General features: G+C 57.8%; 17 protein-coding genes. 4 read left to right on the forward strand and 13 right to left on the reverse strand.

Annotated features, from left to right (window positions below; genetic code table 11):
- Nucleotides 1-217 precede the first annotated feature (217 nt).
- Nucleotides 218-934 carry an OB-fold-containig protein gene (locus AC2FLB_RS12095; RefSeq protein WP_496687695.1) on the forward strand — a complete coding sequence of 239 codons (717 nt, stop codon included), beginning with the start codon at nucleotides 218-220 and terminating at the stop codon, nucleotides 932-934.
- Between the two features lie 34 nt (nucleotides 935-968).
- Complete coding sequence (locus tag AC2FLB_RS12100; protein ID WP_496690688.1) at nucleotides 969-2,639, forward strand: flotillin family protein; 1,671 nt, start codon at nucleotides 969-971, stop codon at nucleotides 2,637-2,639.
- A 33-nt stretch (nucleotides 2,640-2,672) separates the two neighbouring features.
- On the opposite strand, the gene AC2FLB_RS12105 is transcribed toward AC2FLB_RS12100, so the two are convergent.
- The 7 genes from AC2FLB_RS12105 to AC2FLB_RS12135 all read right to left on the reverse strand — a co-directional run bounded on the left by AC2FLB_RS12105 (nucleotide 2,673) and on the right by AC2FLB_RS12135 (nucleotide 9,603).
- Nucleotides 2,673-3,896 (reverse strand): MFS transporter, encoded by a 1,224-nt coding sequence (locus AC2FLB_RS12105; RefSeq protein ID WP_271946650.1) that lies wholly within the window; start codon nucleotides 3,894-3,896, stop codon nucleotides 2,673-2,675.
- Nucleotides 3,897-3,966: 70 nt separating this feature from the next.
- On the reverse strand, nucleotides 3,967-4,563 hold the full coding sequence (locus AC2FLB_RS12110) for a YceI family protein (RefSeq protein WP_496690687.1): 597 nt from the start codon (nucleotides 4,561-4,563) through the stop codon (nucleotides 3,967-3,969).
- Nucleotides 4,560-5,774, reverse strand: a complete 1,215-nt coding sequence (locus tag AC2FLB_RS12115) for an MFS transporter (RefSeq protein WP_496690686.1) — start codon at nucleotides 5,772-5,774, stop codon at nucleotides 4,560-4,562. The genes AC2FLB_RS12110 and AC2FLB_RS12115 overlap by 4 nt, the downstream gene beginning before the upstream one ends.
- Nucleotides 5,775-5,835: 61 nt before the next feature.
- Nucleotides 5,836-6,462, reverse strand: a complete 627-nt coding sequence (locus tag AC2FLB_RS12120; protein WP_496709330.1) for an ImuA family protein — start codon at nucleotides 6,460-6,462, stop codon at nucleotides 5,836-5,838.
- 48 nt (nucleotides 6,463-6,510) lie between these two features.
- Nucleotides 6,511-7,092 (reverse strand): retropepsin-like aspartic protease family protein, encoded by a 582-nt coding sequence (locus AC2FLB_RS12125; protein ID WP_142634277.1) that lies wholly within the window; start codon nucleotides 7,090-7,092, stop codon nucleotides 6,511-6,513.
- Between the two features lie 40 nt (nucleotides 7,093-7,132).
- Entirely contained in the window at nucleotides 7,133-7,753 is a 621-nt protein-coding gene (locus AC2FLB_RS12130; protein WP_142634274.1) for a MarC family protein, read from the reverse strand.
- Nucleotides 7,750-9,603: an ABC-F family ATP-binding cassette domain-containing protein gene (locus AC2FLB_RS12135; RefSeq protein ID WP_496709331.1), complete on the reverse strand. Its 1,854-nt coding sequence runs from the start codon at nucleotides 9,601-9,603 to the stop codon at nucleotides 7,750-7,752. Before AC2FLB_RS12135 ends, AC2FLB_RS12130 begins: the two co-directional genes overlap by 4 nt.
- A gap of 106 nt (nucleotides 9,604-9,709) precedes the next feature.
- Between AC2FLB_RS12135 and AC2FLB_RS12140 the strand changes: the two genes are divergently transcribed.
- Both AC2FLB_RS12140 and ndk read left to right on the forward strand, forming a co-directional pair.
- The gene (locus tag AC2FLB_RS12140; RefSeq protein ID WP_496709332.1) at nucleotides 9,710-10,912 is read left to right on the forward strand and encodes a multidrug effflux MFS transporter; all 1,203 of its coding nucleotides are present in this window, start codon (nucleotides 9,710-9,712) and stop codon (nucleotides 10,910-10,912) included.
- A 116-nt stretch (nucleotides 10,913-11,028) separates the two neighbouring features.
- Nucleotides 11,029-11,451 carry a nucleoside-diphosphate kinase gene (ndk, locus tag AC2FLB_RS12145; protein ID WP_142634270.1) on the forward strand — a complete coding sequence of 141 codons (423 nt, stop codon included), beginning with the start codon at nucleotides 11,029-11,031 and terminating at the stop codon, nucleotides 11,449-11,451.
- Between the two features lie 54 nt (nucleotides 11,452-11,505).
- Here the strand turns inward: ndk and AC2FLB_RS12150 are convergent, their stop codons facing one another.
- The 6 genes from AC2FLB_RS12150 to AC2FLB_RS12175 form a co-directional block, all read right to left on the reverse strand.
- Nucleotides 11,506-11,853 (reverse strand): TfoX/Sxy family protein, encoded by a 348-nt coding sequence (locus tag AC2FLB_RS12150; RefSeq protein WP_496687709.1) that lies wholly within the window; start codon nucleotides 11,851-11,853, stop codon nucleotides 11,506-11,508.
- Nucleotides 11,854-11,927: 74 nt separating this feature from the next.
- Nucleotides 11,928-13,298 (reverse strand): sensor histidine kinase, encoded by a 1,371-nt coding sequence (locus AC2FLB_RS12155; RefSeq protein ID WP_271946675.1) that lies wholly within the window; start codon nucleotides 13,296-13,298, stop codon nucleotides 11,928-11,930.
- On the reverse strand, nucleotides 13,291-13,971 hold the full coding sequence (locus tag AC2FLB_RS12160; protein ID WP_142634264.1) for a response regulator transcription factor: 681 nt from the start codon (nucleotides 13,969-13,971) through the stop codon (nucleotides 13,291-13,293). Before AC2FLB_RS12160 ends, AC2FLB_RS12155 begins: the two co-directional genes overlap by 8 nt.
- 183 nt (nucleotides 13,972-14,154) lie before the next feature.
- The gene (locus AC2FLB_RS12165; RefSeq protein WP_496709333.1) at nucleotides 14,155-15,591 is read right to left on the reverse strand and encodes a Do family serine endopeptidase; all 1,437 of its coding nucleotides are present in this window, start codon (nucleotides 15,589-15,591) and stop codon (nucleotides 14,155-14,157) included.
- A gap of 753 nt (nucleotides 15,592-16,344) precedes the next feature.
- Nucleotides 16,345-16,944, reverse strand: coding sequence for a nucleotidyltransferase family protein (locus AC2FLB_RS12170; RefSeq protein WP_496700819.1), 600 nt, complete (start codon nucleotides 16,942-16,944; stop codon nucleotides 16,345-16,347).
- A gap of 31 nt (nucleotides 16,945-16,975) precedes the next feature.
- Nucleotides 16,976-19,393, reverse strand: a complete 2,418-nt coding sequence (locus AC2FLB_RS12175) for a GcvT family protein (protein WP_496709334.1) — start codon at nucleotides 19,391-19,393, stop codon at nucleotides 16,976-16,978.
- Between the last annotated feature and the right edge of the window lie 36 nt (nucleotides 19,394-19,429).

Genomic DNA, 19,429 nt, shown 5'->3' on the forward strand with positions numbered 1-19,429 from the left:
TATGTCACAGCCCAGCAAAAGCCCGGCTTTTGCCCGGATGCCACTTTCCGGCCCCAGGCACCGAAAAAACCCCAAAGAACGGATTTCCCGACTGCCGCTGTGTCACCATGTTAATTACCCATAGGTTGAAATATAGAATCACAACCTCTTGAAACTTTGTCATGACTCCCCATATTAACTGCATACCATAGTATACAATTACGGAGACAGCCCACTGATGCTCAGTTTTCTACTCGAGGGTGCATTTGTGCCCTTTACCATTGCGATTGCGCTGTTGTTTGGCCTTTTGGGGCTGGAACTGGTGGCGCTGTTGCTGGGTGGAAGCCTGATGGCGGGTGAGGGCGAGGTTGACCTTGATGTGGTTGACGCTCCGGAATTGGACATTGGTGATTTCGAACTTGATCTGGACGCGGATGTCGATCTGGGTGAGTTCGAGCTGGCCGAGGTCGCGGCGGAAACGCCGGTTGTGGCCTCGGACGGTCCTGCAAGCTGGCTGGGCTTTGGCAAAGTGCCGTTCATGATCTGGCTGGTGGTTCTGCTGGCTGGCTTCGGCCTGTCGGGCATCGGTCTGCAGCTGGGCCTGCGTGATGTGATGGGCTTTGATCTGCCCTCATGGATGGCCGCGATCCCGGCCGGGGCCTTTGGCATCTGGTTTGCGCGTGGCTTTAGCGCGGTCTTTGCCCGCCTGCTGCCGAAAACCGAGACCGAGGCGATGTCTGAACGGATGCTGGCCCGCCGTCGCGGTTTCATCTCGCAAGGGACAGCATCGCGTGGCCGCCCGGCCGAAGTGCGGGTCATGGATCGCTTTGGCAATGCGCATTACCTGCGCGCTGAGCCCCTGCAGGACAAGGATACGCTGGAACAAGGCACCGAAGTGCTTGTCTTGCGCGACCGACGGCAAGACCGGTTCGTTCTGGTCGGCTTGTCAGACTAACTAAATTTCAAACCCCAATCTTGGAGGATTTTGCATGGGACTTGAACTCCTGATCATTATTGTTGCGACCGTTTTATCGATACTAGTGTTAATTGGATTGGTTTTGAAACGGTTGTACCGACGGACCACCCGCGAGATCAGTCTTGTTAAGACTGGTGCTGGCGGCAAGAAAGTTATTATGGACGGTAGCGCTTGGGTTATCCCCCTTCTGCACGAAGTCAGCCCAGTAAACATGAAAACGCTGCGCCTTGAAGTTCAACGCAGCGCTGAGGCTGCCCTGATCACGAAAGACCGGATGCGTGTCGATGTAGGTGTCGAGTTTTATGTCTCGGTGATGGCTACGGACGAAGGCATCGCACGTGCCGCCCAAACCCTGGGCGCCCGCACATTCGATATCGAACAACTGCGTGAGATGATCGAAGGCAAACTGATCGACGGTCTGCGCGCCGTGGCCGCGCAGATGACCATGGACGGTCTGCACGAAAACCGCGCTGACTTTGTGCAAGAGGTGCAGAATGCGGTCTCCGAAGACCTGTTGAAAAACGGCCTGTCGCTGGAATCGGTCTCGCTGACCGCGTTGGACCAGACGCCGTTCGAAGCGCTGGATGAGAACAACGCCTTTAACGCCGTGGGTATGCGCAAGCTGGCCGAGGTGATTGCGACCTCGAAAAAAGAGCGCGCGCAGATTGATGCGGATGCCGAGGTAGAAGTGCGCCGTGCTGCCATGGAAGCTCAGCGTCAAAAGCTGTTGATCGACAAGGACGAAGAGCAGGCCCGCATCGAACAGACGCAACAGATCGAAACCCTGCGCGTGGCGCAAGAGGCCGAGATCGCCGCGCGGACCGAGGATTCGGTGCGTGAAACCGAACGTGCCCGGATTGCCCGTGAAGAAGCCATTCGTGGCGCCGATATCGAGCGCGAGCGTAAAATCCGTGAGGCCGAGATCTCGAAAGAGCGCGAATTAGAGGTTGCCGAGCAAGAGCGTCAGATCATCATCGCGCAGAAATCCGAAGAGGAAAGCCGCGCCCGTGCGTCTGCCGATCTGGCCCGCGCTGAGGCGACCAAAGCGACCGAAGCAGTGGTTACCGCCCGTCAGGTGGCCGAGGCCGAGCGTCAGAAGCAGATCGTGCTGATCGAAGCGACGCGTGAGGCTGAACGTCAGGCCACAGCCATCCGTCTGGCCGCCCAGGCCGAGAAAGAAGCTGCCGCCGACCGCGCCGAAGCCCGCCGTGAAGAGGCGCAAGCCGAAGCGGATGCGCTGAATATTCGCGCCGAGGCCAAGAAGAACGACATGCTGGCCGAAGCGGAAGGTAAGCGCGCGATTGTCGAGGCTGACAATGCCCTGTCCGTTGATCAGATCCGCCTGAAGGTTGATCTGGCCCGGATTGAAGCGATGCCGACGATCATTGCGGAAATGGTCAAACCTGCCGAAAAGATCGACTCGATCAAGATCCACCAGGTTGGCGGGATCGGTGCCGCCGGTGGTGGCGGAGGCGCCAATGGCGACAAGCCGGTGGTGAACCAGGCGCTGGATTCGATCATGGGTATGGCCGTGCAGATGCCCGCGCTGAAAAAGCTGGGCGAAGAGCTGGGCCTGTCGATGGAAAACGGGGTCGGGGGCATCGTCAACGGCGCGCTAGAGCCGACGGTTGATCCGGTGAAAGAGGTCGAAGTTGTCGACAAGGAACCTCACACCGAACACTAAAACGAAAGGGCCGGGATTTTCCCGGCCCTTTTTCTATCGTTCCTCGCGGGATCGTTTCAGCAAGCGCCCGATGGTAAACGAGGTTCGCGGTGAATAGACATAGCTGGTGCGTTCCTCGGGTGTTGGCCGCGACCGCATCCGCGCCAGACCAAAGATGATCAGGAACACGTGGCCAAGTGCCACAAAGGCAAAAAGCGCGCCGGGTCCAAAGGATTGGATCAAAGTGGATGACACGTAAGGCGAGGCAATCGCACCCAGCGCATACCAGAACATCAGCGCGGCAGAGAGCTCGACCCGTTGTTCGGTTGTGGCAAAGTCATTGGCGTGCGCGGATGAAACTGAGAAAATCGGGAAGGTCGTAAAGCCGAACAAACACGCGGCCAGCATGACGCCGACGGTTCCGGTGTTGCCGGCGGCCATGGTCACACCGCAGCTTAGGACGGCGGCAACCGAAAGCCAGATCAGTACCCAGCGCCTGTCGTATTTATCGGCCAGCCATCCCATCGGATATTGCGCCAACGCGCCGCCCAGCACGAAAGACGCCAGGAAAAACGCGATCTGATCGACGCCAAGCCCAACCTCTTGCCCGTAAACAGGGCCGACCATCCGAAAGGACGCCGAGCTTAACGCGGCAACCACCACCCCGGCCACCGCCAGAGGAGAGCTGTTCCAGGCCAGTTTCGGGCGCAAGCGCGGGGCGTCGGGCGTTTCGGGCTGGCTGGCGCGGGTCAGTGTTAGCGGCAACAGGGCAGCGCAGCACAGGATCGCCAGCAAGTTATACGAGACATATGATGCTGGTGGCAGAACTGCGATGATCAGCTGGGCGCAGAGGGACGCGCCCATATCGACGATGCGATAGGTGCCCATGGCGCGCCCGCGCGTCTCATTCGTGACTTTTGCGTTCAGCCAGGCCTCGATCACTGTGTAGCACCCGGCGACACAGGCGCCTGACGCGATCCGAAGGGCCGCCCAGATATAAGCGTTGTCCGTCAGGGTGTGCCCCAGCAACCCCATTGCGCCCAAAGCTGTGCAAACGGCAAATGCCCGCGAATGGCCGACGCTTCCCATCAGGCGCGGGGCCCACCAGCATCCCACAAAGAAGCCAACGAAATGGGCCGAGCCCAACAGACCAATTTGCCCGGTGGTGAAATTCAGGGTCAGGCCGGAAATCGCATCCAGCGGGCCAACGCCACCGGTGGACAGTTGAAGCAGAATGACGGAAAGAAATAGGGCGGCAAAGGAAATGATCGTGCGCATGATGGGCTCAGATTGCGATATTTCCAGCGCGGTGCGCGCGGCTTATCGACTTTGTGGCGTCGTTTTTGATCTATCCAGTCTTTTTGATCTTGGCCCGGATATCAAGGCCAACAGTTTCCTTTACGAGGTCGGAATAACCCGAGGCGCCAAATTCGTGACGGTTCAGTGAACCGCTGAGTTGGACGGAGAGGTTATTCAAGTTGTCTCGGGCGCTGCCGGGCGGGCGAAAAATATTGGCGCGCAATGTGATTGGTCGCGTTACACCACGCAAGGTCAGATCTCCTGTGATCTCGGCCCCGTTCGAGATACGTCCACCGTTGCCAAGCTGAATATCGGTCGAGGTGAAATGAATTGTGGGAAATCCTGTGGCGTCTAGAACCCCAGCGCTGAGCATGGGTTTGCGGGCAAAGGGCAGGTTGGTTCGCGCCTTGGCAACGTTCAGCGAAACATCCACCCGGCTGTTGGCCAGGTCGGTCATGTCAATTCGGATATCTGCAGATCGTATCGGCATGGTTCCGGACTGTGTGATTCCGGACAGCTCGAACGTAAAATCTACGGAAGTGCCATTGTGGACCAGTTCATAGGGACGCAACCCGGCCAGAGCCGGGTGCGCAAATGGAAGGGTGGTCAACCCGGACAGTACAGCGCGCCTTGTCAGTTGGGTCATATCATGACCTCCAGCCTGCGGGGCCGTGATCGCCTTAGCAACATCAGCAGGATAGCGATGTTCAGCCCGTTCCAGAGGATGCCATTGATAAAGGCCAGTTGATAATTTCCGGTTAAGTCGTAAATCCACCCGGACATCCATCCGCCCAGTGCCATGCCCATGATGGTCATCATCATGACAAAGCCAACGCGTGCTCCGGCCTCTTGCGGGGGCATATATTCACGTACGACGAGCGCATAGCTGGGGACAATGCCGCCCTGCGCCAGACCGAACATGAGGCTGATAATGTAAAGTGAGGCCATCCCGTCATAGGGAAGGAACAGAAATAGGGCGATACATTGCAGGAAAGAGCCGACCAGCAATGTCATCAACCCGCCCAGCTTGTCGGCGACCAACCCCGAGATCACTCGGCTGACCACGCCGCCCAGCAACATCAGCGAGAGCATCTCGGCTCCGACCGCCGGGCCATATCCGAGCCCGACGCAGTAGGACACGATATGGACCTGCGGCATCGACATGGCCACGCAACAGCCGATTCCGGCCAGACCAAGAACGTATTGCAAGCTGCGCGGCGATATTCCCACGCTGCGCGCGTTGATCTGCGCATTGGCGGCGGCGGTCTGATGGGCCTCGATCGGGACTTGCCGGCGCAGCAGCAGAGACAGGGGTATGACAACGAGCAGCGTTATGACCGCCAGCGTCAGATAGACCTGCTGCCATCCCTCACGTGCAAGGATGCCTGACAGAAGCGTTGGCCAGATCGCCCCGGACAGGTAGTTTCCACTGGCAACCAACGCCACCGCAATCCCGCGGCGTTTCATGAACCAGTGTGAGATATCCGCGATCAGAGGGCCAAAACCAACAGCCGTGCCCAACCCCAACAGCAGATGGGCCAGTGACAAGAGCAGCATATTCGGCGCCCATGTTGCCAACAGATAGCTGACCGCGCTCAGAAGGGCGGCACCGATCAGTGCCTTGGTCACGCCCAACCGATCAACCAGTTGCCCCAGCCACATGTTCCCCAGTGCAAACCCGATCATCGACAGGACATAGGGAAATGAGGCTTCGGCCCGACCGGCGCTGAATTGCGCCTCGATCGCGGGCATCACGACGATTACCGCCCACATGCCCACATTCGCCACCGTAGCGATTGCGAGGGTGATCAGAAGGCGAAGCCAAGAATAGCGGCTGTCATGGATTGGATGGCTCATACCGGAACGCTAGGGGTGGATGTAGCACTTGGCTAGTCACAAGTGCCGTGAGCCGCGTAACTTATTCCCCCCAATACACATCTTGGGCCTTGATCCGCGTCAGGTTCAGCCCGGCATGCGTCTTGCTCTGGGTGGCCTGCCAGCTGACCGGGGGCAGGGCGCGGGCGCGACGGCGGGTCAGGGTCCAGCAGGGAACCCCGGCGTGATGATCCGCAGCCATGTGCCAGCGGGTTTCAACCCCCTGTGCGCCGCCATCGCCAGGGGTCAGTAACAGGCCCAGCGGGGCTGGCCCCATCGTGCCGCCTTGTTCCGCGGCCAGATGCATCCGTCGGACCGGCGTCAGGCCGGGCGCCTCGGGCAGATCGCAGATCACCAGTGGGGTTGCCCCGCTGCGCAACGCTTCTTCCATGCACCACAGCAGGTCCTCGGCATGGTTGGGGCGGGCAAACAGGAACCGAGCAGGATCGGCAAAGGCCATCATCCCGCCTGGGTGCAACTGGCTGGCCTCCCACGCGGGGGAAATCCACAACACCGGCCCCTGTGCCTGACCGGCCAACCACATGGCAAAGCTGCGCCGGGCGGGGCCGCAGGCCTCGTGCACGCGGGCCAGTTGCAGGGTGATCTGCGGATGGAGCTGCAGCCCCGCCATTTGTCGTGCAGGCTTGCGGCCAAGAAGATGTGTGGACATGCTATTACTCTAGCATGTTCTCATTATGTTCTCAATATCGAGAGGGCATCAGCGCGACAGGATCAGACGCCCATCCGCGAATTGAATATTCGAGAACCGGTGCAGGTAATCCATGCCCAGCAAGGACTGATCCAGCGCCCCTTCATTCACCCAGGCCGAGACATTGCGATCCGTGATCGGCCCCAGTTCAAGGCTGTCCAGCCGTATCGGGGCGGTGCGCACCTCGCCATTGGCCGTCAGGGCCCGCCCGAAATAGTTCAGCTGATCGGGGTCAACACCGATGCGTCTGGCATCCGCCTCGTTCAACACAATCTGGCTGGCGCCGGTATCGACCAAAAAGGTGATGGGTTCTCCGTTGACCAGAACCGGTAGATAGTAATGCCCGTCATAAGCGCGCGGCACTTCGATGCTTTCGCCGGTCACGGTCATCTGCGGGGCAGGGCCCACAGTGCTGCGGATATCGCCCCATAGTCCATAGGCGGCAATGATGCCGATAAAAATAAACACCCAGGCCAGAGCCTGTTGCAACGTTTTGTTCAGGCTTTGCCGGTTCTGAGAGATAAACCAGGCCACGACCGCTGCGCCCAACAATCCAAGATAGGCCAGATTTGCAATGCTGTCGCCGTCCATACCGCTACCTTACTGCGTCACTCGAATCCAATATGGGGATTTATGACGCAAATCCAAAGGCTTTTAGCCCATCCAAGATAAACTGAACTGACAAGGCCGCCAGCAGCATGCCCAACAGGCGGGTCAGCACATTCAGCCCGGTCTTGCCCAGAATTCGTGCCACCGCGCCTGAAGACAGGTAGGTGACGAACACCATCGCCACTACGATCAGCATCATGCCGATCACCACGGCCAGACCCTCTATGCCCGGATGCTGCCCGGCCAGCAGGATCATTGTGGCAATCGCGCCGGGTCCTGCAATCAGGGGAATACCCAACGGAAATACTGAAGGATCAGGATGCTCTTCTTCTTCGGCGCTGTTTTCGCGCCGCTTGGTGCGCCGTTCGAACAGCATGTCCAGCGCTGTGAGGAACAACAGAACTCCGCCCGCAACGCGGAACGCCTCCATCGAGATGCCAATAAAGCCCAGAACCGCCTCGCCGAATGCGGCGAACATGGCCAGAATCCCAGCCGCCGTCAGACAGGCGCGCACCGCTATTGTATAGCGCGCATGCCGATCCATGCCTTGTGTCAGGGCCACAAAGATCGGCGTTTGTGCTGGCGGATCAATGACCACCAGCAATGTTGTAAACGAGGTTATGAGAAAGGCTGTATCCATCATGCTGCGGTCTCTGCCTGTTCCAACCGCTCTGCTGCAACCACCCAAAGCGCCTCGGCTTTTTGCATGGCCTCGACCACCTCGGCAAATTTCCGGTTCCAGGTTGCCAAGTCGTTGATCTTGTCGTCTTCATACAAACTGGGGTCCGCCAGTTTGGCCGAGAGCTTTTCGTGCATATCCGTCAATTTCTCGATCCGTTCCTCGCATTTGCGCAGATCGGCGCGCAGGTTCAGAACCGCCTCGCGCGATGGGCGTTTGGGCTTGGCCGTCAGCGGCTTTTCCTTAACAGGTTTGTCGCGGCCCAGCAGTAGGGACCGATAAGATTCCAGATCCCCGTCAAACTGTTTGACGGATCCGTCCGAGACCAGCCAGAGGTGGTCCGCCACCAGCGACAGTAGGTGCATGTCATGACTGACCAGCACTACGGCCCCGGAATAGGCGGTCAATGCCTCAACCAGCGCCTCGCGGCTTTCGATGTCCAGATGGTTGGTCGGTTCGTCCAGAATCAGCATATGCGGGGCGTCGATGGTGGCCAGCAGCAGCGACAGGCGCGCCTTTTGACCGCCGGACAGCCGCCCGACCTTGGTTTCTGCCTGATCGGCATTCAATCCGAACCCGGCCAAACGCGAGCGCCACTTGCCCGGTGCTTCATTCGGGCGCAATCGGCGCAGATGATCCAAGGGCGTCTCGTCCACATGCAGCTCATCCACCTGATGCTGTGCAAAATAGCCGATGCGCAGTTTGGTGCTGCGGCTCATCTTGCCAGCCATCAACGGCAGACGATCAGACAGCAGCTTGGACAGGGTCGATTTGCCCTGACCGTTCTTGCCCAGCAGCGCGATACGGTCATCCTGATCAATGCGCAGGTTCAGTTTGCGCAGCACCTCGGTCTCGCCGTATCCCGTCACACCGCCTTCGATCTGAATGATCGGGGGCGACAGTTCTTCGGGTTCTGGGAAGGAAAAAGCGCGCAGAGCAGCCTCTTGCGGGGTCGAGACCAACTGAATGCGTTCGATCATCTTCAGGCGCGACTGAGCCTGAACTGCTTTGGACGCCTTATAGCGAAAGCGATCCACGAAGCTTTGCAGATGCGCGATGCGCGCCTTGGCCTTGGTGTTTTCCGATTCCGCCTGTGCCAGACGTTCGGCGCGGCGTTCCGCGAATTTATCGTAAGGCACCGCGTAATAGGTCAGCTTGCGATCTTCCAGATGCAGGATTGACCCCACAGCGCGGTTCAGCAACCCGCGGTCATGGCTGATTATGATCACCGTGTGCGGATATTTCGCCAGATAGCTTTCCAGCCACAGCGCGCCTTCCAGATCCAGATAGTTGGTCGGTTCGTCCAGCAGCAACAGATCAGGCTGCGAGAACAGCACCGCTGCTAGCGCGACGCGCATGCGCCAGCCGCCGGAAAAGTCCGAACAGGGTTTCAGTTGATCCTCGTCATCGAACCCCAACCCTTTGAGGATCGAGGCTGCGCGCGCTTCGGCCGACCAGGCGTCTATATCGGCCAGCCGGGTCTGAATATCGGCGATGCGTCCGGGGTCCGTGGCACTATCGGCTTCAGTCATCAGTGCGCTGCGCTCGGTATCGGCGGCCAGAACGGTATTGATCAGTGAGGCATCGGACGAGGGCACCTCTTGCGCCACGCCACCAATACGCGCCCGTTTCGGGACAGCGATACTACCCGATTCCAGCGCCAGTTCCCCCCGGATCAAGCGAAACAGCGTGGTCTTGCCGGTGCCATTGCGCCCCACTAGTCCAACCTTGTGGCCATCGGGGATGGTTGCGCTTGCGCCCTCTAACAAAGGGCGGCCTTCAACGGCATAGGTGATGTCTTGAATCCGTAACATATGCTGCTCTTAGCAGAGCCGTTATGCCGCCGCCAGCGGCTTGCATGTTCAACCGGCATTCGATGTGTTAGCGCTGATTTGCCTGAAGTTTTCACACGGTTCCATCATGCATACAGCCCGAACACCTCCGTCGTTGGTCACGCTGGTCTTTGCCACGGCGTTGTCGGTACTGACGCTGAATATGTTCCTGCCATCGCTGGCGCATATGAGCGCGGGCTTTCAGGTGGATTACGGCCTTATGAATCTGGCGGTTGCGGGATATCTGGCGGTTTCTGCTGTGCTGCAACTGATCATGGGTCCTCTGTCGGATCGATATGGGCGCAGGCCGGTCCTGTTGATCTGCATGTCGATCTTCGTGGTCGCATCCATCGGCTGTGTGCTGGCTGGGTCAATCTGGGTGTTTCTGGGTTTTCGCCTCGTTCAGGCTGTGGTTGTCGCCGGGTCTGTGCTGTCCAGCGCCTCAATCCGAGACCGCTATCCCCCCAACGAGGCGGCCAGCAAGCTGGGCTATGTCGCAATGGCTATGGCGCTGGCGCCAATGCTGGGACCGATGTTGGGCGGCGCGTTGGACATGCTGTTTGGCTGGCGCTCGGGGTTTGTTCTGTATTCCGTACTTGGCACCGGTCTGCTGGCTTTGCTGTGGTTTGATATGGGAGAGACCAATATAAACCGCGCCCCAACATTCGCGGCGCAGCTGAAGGAATATCCGCATCTGTTCCGCGCCCGAAGGTTTTGGGGTTATGCCCTATGCGCGGCATTTTCGATCGGCGGCTTTTTCAGTTTTATCACCGGTGCACCGTTGGTTGCAGCTGCTTGGTTTGATCTGAGCCCCGCGATGCTGGGTCTTGGGATCGGCATTATCACCGGCGGGTTCATGGTCGGGAATTTTGTCACTGGCCGATTGGCGGCGCGGACGCAGTTAACAACGATGATCCTGATAGGGCGGAATGTGGCCACGGCAGGGCCGCTTTGCGGGCTGCTTCTGTTTTGGGTCGGGCTTGGTACGGTTTGGGTCTTTTTCGGCTCGGCCATCTGTGTCGGTTTCGGCAATGGACTGACCAACGCCAATGCATCGTCGGGCGTGATGTCGGTTCGTCCCAAACTGGCAGGCAGCGCGGCGGGCCTGTCAGGTGCAATGATCGTTGCGCTGGGGGCGGTTCTGACCACGATCACCGGCGCCTTTGTCAGCCCGGAAAACGGACCCTTTCTTGTGCTTGGCATGATGTGCGGGTGCAGCTTTATCGGCCTTCTGGCCGTGCTCTATGTTCGTAGGATCGACCGTCTGGACCCGTTGCCCGGCACATTGTGACCGGCAAAGCGCCGGAGCAGGGCATCATAACACTTTTCATAAGCTACAGACCATGATACGCGGCCCGCGATGGATTTCGGCGCGGGCCCCGCGCCCTATTTTAAGGAGAGGCCGACATGGCACTGGAACGCACATTCTCGATCATCAAACCCGATGCAACCCGCCGCAACCTGACTGGCAAGATCAACGCCAAGTTTGAAGAGGCCGGTCTGCGCATCGTAGCGCAAAAGCGCATTCACATGACCAAAGCACAAGCTGGCAAGTTCTATGACGTCCACGCCGAGCGCCCGTTCTATGACGAACTGTGCGAATTCATGTCGTCCGAGCCGGTTATTGTACAGGTTCTGGAAGGCGAAGGCGCCATTGCCAAGAACCGCGAAGTCATGGGCGCAACCAACCCCGCAGATGCGGCCCCCGGCACCATCCGCGCTGAGTTCGCTGAATCGGTTGGCGAGAACTCGGTCCACGGTTCAGACGCACCGGAAACCGCAGCGGTTGAGATCGCCTATTTCTTCTCGGGCATCGAACTGGTCGGCTAATCTGTTTTAAGATCAAGCCTATAAAGCCGCTCCCGGGGTCGGGGGCGGCTTTTCCTATGCGGGTTTCAAGTCGTCCGAAGATATCCGGACGCCGATCGCATCCAAGTCGGCGATCATCTTCGTTTGCGGCGCAGTGCTGTTGCTGGCTTTGATTGCGTCGAACCTTTGCCGCAGGGCCTTTTTCTCTTCGCCTTTGCAATCGTTCCAGGGGCGGCCTTGCAGCCCCATCACCAAAACATAATAGCCGATGAAATGAGGGCGCGATCCTGCCTGCAAAAGTTTTGCATAGGCCGCGTCGGGGCCTATCTCGCGCAGTTGCTGGGCCGAGTGGATACCGGCACGCGCACAAGCCTGTTCATAGGCCGGGCCGAGATTACGGATAGTTGAGATCGGGTCAGACATAATCGACGTTTTAACCGGTGTCAGAATTACTGTCACCCGATCCTTTTTTACCTTTGCGGTTCATGATTACCGGATCAGGGTTTGCGCGAAAGACGAATAGTAGCTTCAAGGCCCGGATCACAGTTGCGGGCGTCGAACATGCCTTTGTGCATATGCGATATCGCTGCGACCAAAGCCAGGCCCAGACCTGCATTGCGCTCGGTCCGGGCGGGATCAAGTGTCACAAAGGGCATCTGCAGGCGGGCCAGATCGTCCTGTGGTACACCGGGGCCGTGATCCCGCACGCTGAGGTTGGTATACAGGCCGTCATCCGCAATATTGATCGTGATGGTCGAACCATCAGGCGCGTATCGCAGAGCATTTTCTAACAGGTTGGACAGTGCCTGAGACAAAAGGGGGCGGTGGCCGGGAAGGGGGGCAGTTGACCCTGTAACTTCAAGTGTTACGCCCTGATCCGTGGCAACCGGATCATAGAGCTCGACCACGTCCGCCACGAGTTGCTTAAGGTCGACATCTTCGAACTGCTCTCGCCCGACACCTGCTTCGGCACGCGAAATCTCAGTCAGTTGGCCCAGAACCCGCAGGACATGATCAACCTCGGTCGTCGCGCGCGCGATGTCGATTTCGCGATCCTGTTCGGATTTGCGGCTATCTGACAGGGATTCGACCCGCTGTTTCAACCGCGACAAAGGAGAGCGTAGATCATGCGCGATCGAATTCGAGGTCGTCCGTAGATTGCTGACCAACTCCTCGATCCGGTCCAACATCGTATTGAGCGTACCTGAAACTTGATCGAATTCATCACCGGTCCCGCGCAAGGGCATCCTGCGCGACAGGTCGCCTGAAACGATATTTTCTGCGGTCGAGGCGATGTCAGACAAGCGCGAAAAGACGAGCCTGGTAAACAGCCAGCCTGTCAGGACGCTCAGCGCCAGCGCGATTGCCAGCGCGAAGCCGACCGAGCGTAAAAGAACACGGTCAAACTGCTGTCGTGCCAACGCATCCCGCCCGACAAGCAGGCGTTCTCCGCCCGGCAGACGAATGGATGCAGCCGAGATTGGCACCAGCTGTTCGCTGTCCGAGCGTCGCAGCTCAAGTTGGACCCAACCACTTCCGGCAGTGATGTCATCGGGCCATTGCCTCAGGTTGCCAGCCAATTTCGTCCCGTTGCGGTCGGTCAATAAGTAAAGGGCATCCCGTTCAGAGGCGGTGGGAATACGGCGTTCGATGGCTGTCAGCAAACCGATGAGCCCGCGCCTTTCGTATTCATCGGCCAGACCGGTCAATTCCGCGGAAACCACCGAGCGGGTTTCGCTTTCGATACTGCGATTTGCGGTGACATAGACAAGGGCCAGCACGGTGGCTGTCAGCAATGTGCTCAGAACCATGCTGGCCAGAACCAAACGTGTTCTGGAATTATTGAACGAAAGCCGCAGGTTATCCATCAGATATCATGTAACCTGCGCCCCGGACTGTTTCAATCAACGGGATCTCTCCGCCTTCATCCAATTGGCGGCGCAGTTTCGAGATATGGACGTCAACCACATTGGTGTTCGGGTCGAAATGATAATCCCAAACACCTTCCAGCAACATAGTGCGTGACACCACACGGTTCTTGCGTCTCAGGAAGAATTCCAAAATCTGAAATTCACGCGGTGTCAGGGTAATCTCTCGCCCGTTGCGGGTGACTTTGCGGGTCAGCAAATCCATATCCAGATCGCGGCAGGTCAGGGTCGGGTTTTCCTCAGATTCCTGCGGGCGTCTTAACAGAGCCTCGATCCGCGCATGCAGTTCCTGAAAAGAGAACGGTTTGACCAGATAATCATCTGCACCGGCCCTCAGGCCTTTGACTCTCTCATCGACCGCGCTCATTGCGGTTAACATCAGAACCGGAGTTTTCAGACCCGCGGCGCGCATGGATTTGATCAGTGACAGGCCGTCTAGACCGGGCAGCATTCGGTCCAGAACGATGGCGTCAAAGCCACCATCTGTGGCGTGATACAGCCCTTCGCGCCCATCCGCGGCCTGTTCGACGACATATCCTTCCTCGCTGAATCCTTTTGCTATGAATTCCCGGGTGTCTTCATCATCTTCAACGATCAACAGGCGTCGGCTCATGATCTGAAATCCTTTCTACCGGAACTTAAACACAATTTTTCAAACAAAGTACAAGATTTGACCGGTTTAGATGCCGGGTGCGTCGTTGCGCACCCGGCTGCTCCGGCAGATTGCGGACAATTCAATCATGCCAGAGAGGCGCCCGCCAGATCTCCCCATCACGTGGCGCGCGCAGGTGTTCGATCAGGCGATTTCCACCGCAACAAAGATCTGGTTGCCGCCACGGTTGATCAGGACAAGCGCGGGATCGGTTTTTTCGCTGTCCAGCGCTTCTTTCAGCGCGTCAGGTGTGGCCGTATCCTGGTTGCCCAGCTTCACGATCACGTCGCCACGCTGAAGACCGGCTTTTGCTGCAGGGCTGTCCGGTTTCAGGTCCGTGACGATCACACCGTCAATATTCTCGGCCACGCCCAGTTCCGCACGGTTGGTTTCTGTTAGTGGTGCAACGGTGACGCCCAGGGCGGTGCCCGAAATGCCTTCATCCACTGACTTGTCCATTTCGGCCGATGCGGACTGATGCTGTCCAATCGTCAACTTTATGTCTTGCTCACTGCCGTTGCGCAAAACTGTAAGCGTGCTTTCTGTTCCAACCTTGGTAGTTCCGACAAGGATCGGCAGGTCGCTGCTGGACGCGACGGGTTCGCCGTTAAAGGTCAGGATGACGTCGCCCTGTTCCAGGACGCCTTCGGCAGGGCTGTTGGCTACAACGTCCGAAACCAATGCGCCGTTTGAGGCATCAATTCCCATCGCCGCAGCGATCTGAGGGCTGACATTCTGGATTGACACACCCAGCCAACCGCGGCTGACCTGGCCATCATCGCGCAGATCCGCGGCAATATGGTCCACAATGTTCGACGTGACGGCAAAACCCAACCCGACCGACCCACCGCTCGGGGAATAGATGGCCGAGTTCACGCCGATAACCTCACCATCCATGTTGAACAGCGGGCCACCGGAATTGCCTTTGTTGATGGCCGCATCCGTCTGGATGAACTCGGCATAAGGTCCCTGCGAAATATTGCGGTCCTTGGCCGATACAATCCCGGTCGTCACGGTCGAGCTGAGGCCAAACGGGTTCCCGATGGCGACAACATCCTCGCCCACACGGATCACATCGCTATTGCCAAGCTCTACGGCCTGAAGTGGCTCGCCCGCGTCGATCTTGAGAACCGCGATATCGGTCAACGGGTCGGTACCGATCACCTCAGCCTCAAAAGTTCGGTCATCATTCAGGCGCACGGTCACGGTCGCGGCATCGTCGACCACGTGATGGTTCGTAATGATGTACCCTGCTTCATCCAGTACAAAACCTGACCCCAAACCCTGAGACGGACCACGACGGGGGGCATCGAACTCTTCAGGCACGCCAAAGCGTTTGAAGAATTCACCGAATGGTTGGCCTTCGAAATCAAACTGCTGTCCGGTTTCCGGGCCCTTGGCGGCGTTTTGTTCCGCGATGATGGTCACGACAGAAGGTGACACGCTCTCAACTAAATCAGCCAGCGCTTCGTCAGCTTTCGAGGGCAGGGCGGTCGTTGCCAACAATGCCGCACTCAGCGCTGAGACGCCTATCCAGTTTGATGTGCGTGGCATAAGAAGAGAGGATTTACGGATGCTCATTTTGGTCTCCTGATTGAAGCACGCGACACTGGCCGCGCCTTGGATCAAGAGATGCTGCATCAGTCTGTGACTTTCCTGATTGGTTGGTTAATAAATCTTAATTTTGCCACAAACGAGAGGCTCTATCCCGGCGTCGGGTGGCAAAGATTCGCGGAAATCTTCCGAATCATAAGGTGAGAATCGGTGGATTGTTGCCTGTTCGGCAGTCAAATGATGATTTTAGTTGAATTAAATCTGTTTGATAAACAAAACGAGCTCTCAGAAATTGATGGATTTATGACACAGCCATTGGTTGTGAGTGGATCTGGTCTCATAGGCTGAATTTGCCGGAAACATATCATATTATGAACATGTTATATATATGGTCTGTGATAATTGGAGTGTACTCGCTTTTAGATTTTCTCGGACGAACAACCTATAGTAGAAATGCATTGAGAGAGATGTTGCGTAAAAACCAAACTGAAACATCAGAAAATGCAAGTTTAGGCCAATTTTACGTTGTTTGAGAGCATCTGATAGGTGACGATGGTCTTGCCCAAGCGAAGGGAAGTCGGCGGCACTAGGGGGTGCCAACGGCTTGTCACAGTCTCTGGAAGCGCTGAGCGGCATGTTAACGAGGGGGTCTTGTTTAGGTTCGGTTGCGGAATATTCGGAATGCCTAGTGTGTTCTGGACGCGCTTTCAGGATCAGTGAAAAGTGGTAGTCCTTAATTGGGTAACCGGCCCGGTCTTCATTGACCGGGCCGTACTCGTTTTAACTGTTGCGATTTTTGGTCCAGATATCCCATGCTTCGGGCGTGTCCAGATCCAGCACGGCATGTTGGCCGGGGAGCACACATAGATGGACCTTGTCCCGATGGTCCCGAACCACTGATTGTGCGCCTTCGTCTCCGGTCAGGCGGCTGATTTGATCAAACAGGAGACGGCTGAAAATCACAGGGTGGCCAGGCTGTCCTGACGCGGTCGACCCGCGCCAGATCAGCTTATCCGGATACGCCTTAGTCGCCTTGATCAGCGTCTGAAGGTCATCCAGAGTGATTTCAGGCAGGTCAGCTAGCAGAACCATGACGGCTTCGGCCTCTGGCCCAACAGCGGACAGAGCCCCTCGTAAGCTGGCATTCATACCTTCCTCCGCATCTGCGATTTCGACCAGATGCAGGTCCAGCCCCTGCAACACGTCGTACCTGGGATGAGGTTTGGACGGCAGGGCAACAATAACCGACGATGCGGCCCGTGCTGTCTGGGCGGAACGGAGCAGCAGCGGGCAGCCATCAATCTCTTGCAGCAGCTTATCTGCGCCTCGCATACGCCGGGATTGTCCGGCGGCCAGAAGGATGATGGGTATTCGCGTCATGCGCCGACAATGCAGACGTATGAAAGCAGTGTCATCCCCTCATACGCGCGCCATCGGCGTCGAATAACGGTTCTGAGATCACACGTGCCTTGCACAAATGGCCAAGTATTTCGATTTTTACTTCCAGCCCGTCCACAGCGCGGTCTGTTGGCAGAAACCCCATGGCAATGGACTTGCCTGCATAGTGTGAATAGCCACCCGAAGTGCAGAACCCGGCGACTTTTCCGTCCAGCCAAATCGGCTCATACGCGTTGACATCAGCGTCCTCGGCATCGACCTCGAACGCGACCAGCCGGCGGGCAGGGCCTGAGGTGCGTTCCGCCTCGGCAGCTGCGCGGCCAATGAAATCGGCGTTCTTAGAGAATGAAATGAACCGATCCAGACCGGTTTCCGCGGCTGTGTAATCAGGCGAGAATTCTCGCATCCAGGAGCCAAAGAATTTGTCCAGTCGCAGGCTCATCATCGCGCGCATACCAAAGGGGACGATGCCGTGTTCTTGCCCGGCCTGCCATAATGTCCACCACAACTGCCTTTGTGCCATGGGATCGCAGTAGAGCTCGTACCCCAAATCGCCGGTATAGCTGACGCGCTGGACGATACAGTCGGTCATCCCAACGGTCATGCGGCGCAGATCGAGGAACCGAAATCCGCTCAGGTCATCACGGGTGCAGGCCGCCAAAACCTGCGTGGCTTTTGGGCCGGCGATCTGGAACCCGTTCTGCCGATCGCTGGTGTTTTCGACAGTCACGCCATTCTGCGCATTTCGCAGGAACCAGCGCATGTGAAACGCCTGAGAGCCGTAGGAGGCGGTCAGGCGGAACTCGGTCTCATCAAGACAGGAAACGGTAAAATCACCGATCAGCTTGCCCTTTGGTGATAGCATCGGGGTTAGCGACACGCGGCCCGGTTTCGGGATTCGGCCCGCCATGATCCGATCCAGCCAATCACGGGCAGCAGGTCCAACAATGCGGTATTTACCAAAATTGTGCACTTCGTTGATGCCAACACTTGATCGCACGGCCCGAACCTCGCGCCCGGTGGCATCGAATGCGTTGGATCGGCGGAACGAGGGCGTTTCATAGCCTGGTTCATCCCCCTGGGCGAAGTAATTGGGCACCTCAAGCCCGTATTGCTGACCCCACACAGCACCAAGATCGGTAAAGATATCATACATCGGCGTTGTGCGGGCTGGGCGGGCTGCCGGCAATTCCTCGTTCGGATAAGAGACGCTGAACCGTTTCTGATAGTTCTCGATGACCTTTGGACGGGTATAGCCCGGGCTGATCCAATCCCCGAACCGCGCCACGTCCATCGCAAAGACGTCGCGCTCTGGCTCACCCTCAATCATCCATTGCGCCAGTGTCAGACCAACGCCGCCGCCCTGGCTGAACCCGGCCATCACGCCGCAGGCCGACCAATAGTTGCGCAACCCCGGAACCGGCCCGACCAGAGGATTGCCGTCCGGTGCAAAGGTAAACGGCCCGTGGATCACCGATTTCACACCAGCCTCGGCCAGAACAGGAAAGCGGCGATAAGCGAATTCAATACTATCGGTGATCTTGTCGAAATCATCGGGAAGAAGCTCGTGACCGAAATCCCACGGGGTGCCGTCGACAGCCCAGGGCCTGCAGGTTTGTTCATAAAAGCCGATGCACAGACCGCGTCCCTCTTGCCGCAGATAGCTTTCGCCGGCGGGATCCATGACATGGGGATGTTCGCCACCTGCGTCGATAATTGCCTCAATTTGGGGGATCGAGTCGGTGACCAGGTACTGATGTTCCATCGGATGCAGCGGGAAATAGACACCGGCCATGGCGCCAACCTCGCGCGCCCAGAGCCCACCAGCGTTGACCACATGTTCAGCATGAATCGTGCCCTTGTTGGTGACCACATCCCAGGTGCCATCGGCGCGCTGATTTGTTTCGTGCACCATGCAATGGGTTTCGATTGTTGCGCCGCCCATCCGCGCCGCTTTGGCATAGGCATGGGTGGTTCCGGACGGATCAAGATGCCCGTCCAGCGGATCATAGAGCGCGCCGATGATGTCGTCGGTATTGGTGATCGGTGCGATTTTCCTTATCTCTTCAGGGCCTACGATTTCGGTCTCTAACCCCATAAAGCGGTGCTTGGCACGTTCGGCCAGGAGCATGTCAAACCGGTCGCGGTCGTCGGCCAACGTTATGCCGCCAACGTGGTGCAGGCCACAGGACATGCCGGTGATCTCTTCCAGCTCTTTATACAGCCGGATCGTATAGCCTTGCAGTGCGGCCATATTGGTGTCGCCGTTCAACGTGTGGAAACCACCCGCCGCGTGCCAGGTCGAGCCACTGGTCAATTCGGACCGCTCCAGCAGCATCACATCCGACCAGCCCAGCTTGGTCAGGTGATAAAGAACCGAACACCCGACAACGCCGCCACCGATTACAGCTACCTGAGTTGTTGTCTTCACGTCACGGACTCCCCTTGCGATATAGTCAAAGCCTGC

Source organism: Ruegeria sp. CDSA236 (genome assembly GCF_059611285.1).